Here is a 3968-nt window from a genome sequence, read left to right as displayed (position 1 = left end):
CGGCATGGACCTGCTCGTGTCCGACCGCGACGGCACCCTCGCCCTCCCCCGGTGCGCGGACCTGCCGGAGCTTGCCGCCAGCGCCCACTTCCTGGGCGTGCTCGACGACACGGACTGCTACGCGGTGCCCCTGCCCGGGGACTTCGCGCCGCCCGAAGGGATGAAGTTCGTCCCCGCCCGCTCGCTCTACAAGCAGGTGGACGAAGCGACGTTCGCCGTGGCCGGCCGCGCGCTGTCCATCGCGGAGTGGGACCTGAGCCACCGCTTCTGCGGCAAGTGCGGTACCCCCACGCAGCTCGTCGCGGGGGAGCGCGCCCGCCGCTGCCCGGTGGACCACACGCCCTATTACCCGCGCATCTCTCCGGCCGTCATCGTCCTCATCACCCGGGGCGACCAGATGCTGCTGGCGCGCAACGCGACCTTCCCCGAGCCGTTCTTCAGCACCGTCGCCGGCTTCGTGGACCCCGGCGAGTCGCTGGAGGAGACCGTCCTGCGCGAGGTGAAGGAGGAGGTGGGCGTGGACCTGAAGGACCTCACCTACTTCGGCAGCCAGCCGTGGCCCTTCGGCCGCTCGCTCATGGTGGGCTTCATGGCCGAGTACGCGGGCGGCGACGTCACCGTGGACGGCAAGGAGATCGCCGAGGCCCGCTGGTTCGACGTGGACGACCTGCCGCGCATCCCGCCCCGGCTGAGCATCGCCCGGCACCTCATCGACACCTTCATCGACCGGGTGAAGGCCCGCAGGTCTCCGACCCACACCTAGCCTCCGGGAAGCAGCCGACCGACCTGGAATTCCCGGCCCCCCGGGGCGCGTTCGTCCCGGAATGGCCACCGGGCTTGACCCACGGCCCCCGGGTGCGCTTGATGCGCCCCTTTTTCCGCAAGCACGCCCATGCCCGCCGCACGCCCGCACATCGAGCCCCGCCGCGTCCCCACCGCCGACTCCGTGGTGGTGAAGGAAATCTACCTCTCCCTCCAGGGTGAGTCCTCTCACGCCGGCCTGCTCTGCGCCTTCATCCGCCTCACGGGCTGCCACCTGCGCTGCACGTACTGCGACAGCGAGTTCGCCTTCCACGGCGGCAACCGCATGAAGAACGCGGACATCGTCACGCAGATCCTGGCGTTGAACACGCCCGCGGTGGAGGTGACGGGCGGCGAGCCCCTGCTCCAGCCCGGCGTGTACCCGCTGATGGAGTCGCTGCTGGACGCGGGCCTCAAGGTGCTGCTGGAGACGAGCGGCGCCATCGACGTGCGGCTCGTGCCCCCGGCCGTCCACAAGATCGTGGACATGAAGACGCCGTCGTCGGGCGAGTGCGACCGCAATGACTACCGCAACCTCGTGTCGATGAACGCCAACGACGAACTCAAGCTCGTCATCGGTTCGCGCGAGGACTACGAGTGGTCACGCGCGCTCATCACCGAGCACCGCCTGGGCACCAAGCCGTACAGCGTCCTGTGCTCCACCATCTTCGACAAGCTCCACCCGCGCGAACTCGCCGAGTGGATCATCGAGGACCGGCTCCCGGTGCGCTTCCAGCTCCAGATGCACAAGTACCTGTGGGACCCCAACGCGCGCGGCGTCTGACGCGCGGCCCGGACCCTCAGGACTTCATCCGGAAGAAGTACAGCGAGAAGACGGCGAGCGCGGACCACAGCGCCACGCCCAGCAGGTTCAGCGCCGACAGGATGCGCAGGGCGCGCGCCAGCCCACCGCCCGAGGACGCTTCCGCGCGGGCCTGACGCCCCAGCTTCCAGGTGGAGAAGCCGATGCCGCCCACGCCCGAGGCCAGCGTCCACCCCAGTTGCAGGAGCGTCGCCTCGACCCCGCCCAGCCTGCCGGGCCGGGTCGTCCACGACAGGTGGATGAGCGGCGCGGTGAGCAACAGCAGCCCCAGGATGTTGGCCACCAGCAGCGCCTGCCCGGCGCGCCACGGCCGCGTGTCCTGCCAGCGCCGCTCGGCGCACGGTTCGCAGTACGCCGTCTCCTCCAGCACCTCCGTGCACGCGCCGCACAGGAAGCCGCCGCAGCGCGCGCACAGGGCCACCGCGGACACGGTGGGGTGCTGGCCACAGCGGGCATCCGGAAGGACGACGGCGGGCGCGACCATGTGGACGGGGACGCTAGAAGCCGGGGGGCGGGGTGCGCGCCGCCACCGCCGCGAGCCCGTGGGCGCCCATGCCCAGGAACACCGCCGTCAGCACCGTGCTGGCCAGGAAGCCGGCGACGATGAGGTTCTTGCGCGGGTGCTCGAACTGGCTGAAGGCGTACACGAGCATGTAGCAGGGGATGAGCAGCACCATCACCCCCGTGCCCACGCTGCGGCGGAAGGCGTGGATCACCAGGGTGACCGCGCACGCGAGCGAGACGACCCCGAACAAGATGGCGAGTGGCAGGAGCGGCACACCCGCTCCCTTAGCATGCCTTCGCCCCTTTCGCGGCGCGCGGACGCATACTAAGGACGGCCCGCCGCCCACCCGCCGAGGAGGTCCCTCCCATGTCCCTGCTCAAGACATTCCTCATCTTCATCCTGGCCGGCACCCTGCTGGGCACCCTCGTCGCGTCGCTGACGGCCCCCTCGTACATCGAGTGGAACAACAGCACGCCGCTCGCCGCGCAGACCATGTGCAACCTGCCGGAGGTGGTGCGCAGCGTGACGGCGTCGCTGATGCATTCGCAGTTGATGGGGGCGGCCATCGGCGCGGGCGTGGGCCTGGTGGCGGCCATCCTCGTCGCCATCCGGGGCCGCTCGAAGCAGCGGCCCGGCACTCCTCCGCCTTCCGCGACCGTCGCCGGTTAGCCCGGCCTGCCCCCCAGGCAGGCAGCTACTGCTTGGGGATGACGTAGATGTCCGGCGACTGCCCCAGCAGCACGCCCCCGTTGCCGTCCTTCACCTCCACGTTGAGGTGGATGGCCTGGTTCGGGTTTTCGGGGGGCGGCGGCACCGTCCAGGTGGGTGTCCCCACCGTGGTGCTGCTGAACGTCCCCGCCGGGTTCACGGGCACCTGCGACCAGAGATAGAAGATCTCGTCGTCGTCCGCGTCCTTCACCTCAAGCTGGAGCTGGATCACCGTCCCCTCCTCGAACTTCAGGCCGCCCACCGTCGACGGTGAGCCCAGGGGCCGGGGCCCCGCGGTGATGACGGGCTGGTGGTTGGGCGCGTAGCACCCCGAACCTCCCAATCCCAACGCAAGCAAGACGAACACGGAAGAGCGCGACCGGAGCATGGACTTCCCCCTGCAAGGAACGGCCACACCCTAGATCGACCCCCGGAATCCGTACACCCACCCGGGAGCCCCAGGCGGATCATCACTGCACGATGAAACAACCCGGCGCCGCGCGCCCACTGTCGCGCGGCCGGCATCCCGTCGCGCATTTAAAATCCCCCCGCCCAACAAGGCAGGGGGCCATGCGTTAGCGCCGCCCGGGACGCCGCGCGAAGAGCTGGAGCTTGTCCGCGCGGGTGAGCCGCTTGATGGCGGCCTCCCGGCGCAGGGCGGCGCTCCGATCCTCGGCGGGCTCGCTCCACACCAGCGTCACCGGCAACCGGGCCCGCGTGTAGGCCGCGCCCTTGCCGCGCCCATGCGTGGCCAGCCGGCGCTCCAGGTTGTTGGTGGCGCCCGTGTAGAGCGTGCCGTCGCGACAGCGCAGCATGTACACGGTCCAGGCGACAGGGGCGGCTTCGGACACGACGCCCCACTCTACCGCCGCCCGGACCCCGTCCCCGTCAGAAAAGCTTCTGCCTCCGCGTGGGGCGGGCAGCCAGGCGGGCCTGATGGATGCGCCGGCGCTCGTTGCTCCTCAGCTGCGTCTTGCGCACGCGCGCCATCACATCCGACACCTGCGCCAGTGGATCCGCCCCCCAGGCGGCCAGCAACTGTGTTTCGTGCACCACGCCCACCAACCCGCCCCACGCGGAGGCAGAAGCTTTTCTGACGGGGACGGGGTCCGGGCGGCGGTAGAGTGGGGC

At 70.5% G+C, this 3968-nt stretch carries 7 protein-coding genes and 1 pseudogene; 3 read left to right on the top strand and 5 right to left on the bottom strand.

Going from position 1 to position 3968, the window contains the following annotated elements:
• A partial coding sequence (nudC, locus tag D7Y13_RS39575) for an NAD(+) diphosphatase (RefSeq protein WP_120630997.1) occupies positions 1–763 on the top strand: 763 nt, incomplete at its 5' end.
• A 129-nt stretch (positions 764–892) separates the two neighbouring features.
• The gene (locus D7Y13_RS39570; RefSeq protein ID WP_120538411.1) at positions 893–1585 is read left to right on the top strand and encodes a radical SAM protein; all 693 of its coding nucleotides are present in this window, start codon (positions 893–895) and stop codon (positions 1583–1585) included.
• Positions 1586–1601: 16 nt separating this feature from the next.
• On the opposite strand, the gene D7Y13_RS39565 is transcribed toward D7Y13_RS39570, so the two are convergent.
• Positions 1602–2108, bottom strand: a complete 507-nt coding sequence (locus tag D7Y13_RS39565; protein ID WP_120586106.1) for a hypothetical protein — start codon at positions 2106–2108, stop codon at positions 1602–1604.
• A gap of 13 nt (positions 2109–2121) precedes the next feature.
• Positions 2122–2403, bottom strand: a complete 282-nt coding sequence (locus D7Y13_RS39560) for a hypothetical protein (RefSeq protein ID WP_120538450.1) — start codon at positions 2401–2403, stop codon at positions 2122–2124.
• 92 nt (positions 2404–2495) lie between these two features.
• Here D7Y13_RS39560 and D7Y13_RS39555 point away from each other — a divergent pair, with 92 nt between their 5' ends.
• A complete protein-coding gene (locus D7Y13_RS39555; protein ID WP_120538449.1) occupies positions 2496–2798 on the top strand; it encodes a hypothetical protein in 303 nt (100 codons plus the stop codon).
• Positions 2799–2823: 25 nt separating this feature from the next.
• Here the strand turns inward: D7Y13_RS39555 and D7Y13_RS39550 are convergent, their stop codons facing one another.
• The 3 genes and pseudogenes from D7Y13_RS39550 to D7Y13_RS39540 all read right to left on the bottom strand — a co-directional run.
• Positions 2824–3225 carry a hypothetical protein gene (locus D7Y13_RS39550; RefSeq protein ID WP_120538448.1) on the bottom strand — a complete coding sequence of 134 codons (402 nt, stop codon included), beginning with the start codon at positions 3223–3225 and terminating at the stop codon, positions 2824–2826.
• 187 nt (positions 3226–3412) lie between these two features.
• Positions 3413–3652 (bottom strand): GIY-YIG nuclease family protein, encoded by a 240-nt coding sequence (locus D7Y13_RS39545; protein WP_120538451.1) that lies wholly within the window; start codon positions 3650–3652, stop codon positions 3413–3415.
• Positions 3653–3725: 73 nt separating this feature from the next.
• Positions 3726–3968: pseudogene (locus D7Y13_RS39540) on the bottom strand (hypothetical protein); the annotation flags it as partial.

The sequence above is a fragment of the Corallococcus praedator genome (assembly GCF_003612125.1).
Taxonomy (GTDB): domain Bacteria; phylum Myxococcota; class Myxococcia; order Myxococcales; family Myxococcaceae; genus Corallococcus; species Corallococcus praedator.
The sequence above is the reverse complement of the archived record's forward strand: the minus strand, read 5'-3'. Positions and strand labels throughout refer to the sequence as shown.

Bases quoted from the DNA above. Each gene is read 5' to 3' on its own strand.
- D7Y13_RS39570 (WP_120538411.1), top strand. From the start codon at position 893: ATGCCCGCCGCACGCCCGCACATCGAGCCCCGCCGCGTCCCCACCGCC.
- D7Y13_RS39565 (WP_120586106.1), bottom strand. From the start codon at position 2,108: ATGGTCGCGCCCGCCGTCGTCCTTCCGGATGCCCGCTGTGGCCAGCAC.
- D7Y13_RS39555 (WP_120538449.1), top strand. From the start codon at position 2,496: ATGTCCCTGCTCAAGACATTCCTCATCTTCATCCTGGCCGGCACCCTG.
- D7Y13_RS39550 (WP_120538448.1), bottom strand. From the start codon at position 3,225: ATGCTCCGGTCGCGCTCTTCCGTGTTCGTCTTGCTTGCGTTGGGATTG.
- D7Y13_RS39545 (WP_120538451.1), bottom strand. From the start codon at position 3,652: ATGCTGCGCTGTCGCGACGGCACGCTCTACACGGGCGCCACCAACAAC.